We start from the raw sequence: 455 nt of genomic DNA, 5'->3' as shown, positions 1-455 counted from the left end.
ATTTTATCGGCCATTTTTCCGCCCCAAATATTACCAATCGCAACTGAGACTCCATAAACCAACATAATTAGACTAATTGCATTCGCACTAAAGCCAGTTTCTTGCTGCAAAATAGGAGCAAGGAAAGTGAATGCTGTAAAAGTGCCGCCATAACCCAGTGCAGTAATCGCATAAACCAGTAATAATCTAGGTTGAGTTAATACCTTAAGCTGCGATGAAAGCTTAGCTGCAGCAGGTTGTTTTAAGTTATTTGGTACTAAGAAAGCACTACCAATTAATGCGATTAAACCTAATAGCGCAACAACTAAGAAGGTTGATTGCCAGCCAAAGGTTTGACCTATGTATGTCCCAAGCGGCACGCCTGTGACTAACGCCACGGTTAAACCAGTGAACATAATCGCAATGGCGCTGGCGGCTTTTTCTTTTGGTACCAGACCGGTAGCAATGGTTGAACC

General features: G+C 42.6%; 1 protein-coding gene. It reads right to left on the bottom strand.

What is annotated here, in order from left to right:
* The coding region (locus AB4486_RS25970; protein ID WP_372119622.1) for an MFS transporter at positions 1-455 on the bottom strand (455 nt) is incomplete at both ends.

Source organism: Vibrio sp. 10N.222.55.C6, assembly GCF_041473395.1.
Taxonomy (GTDB): Bacteria; Pseudomonadota; Gammaproteobacteria; order Enterobacterales; family Vibrionaceae; genus Vibrio; species Vibrio crassostreae_C.
Note: the sequence above shows the minus strand (reverse complement) of the source record. Positions and strands in the feature narration are given on the sequence as shown.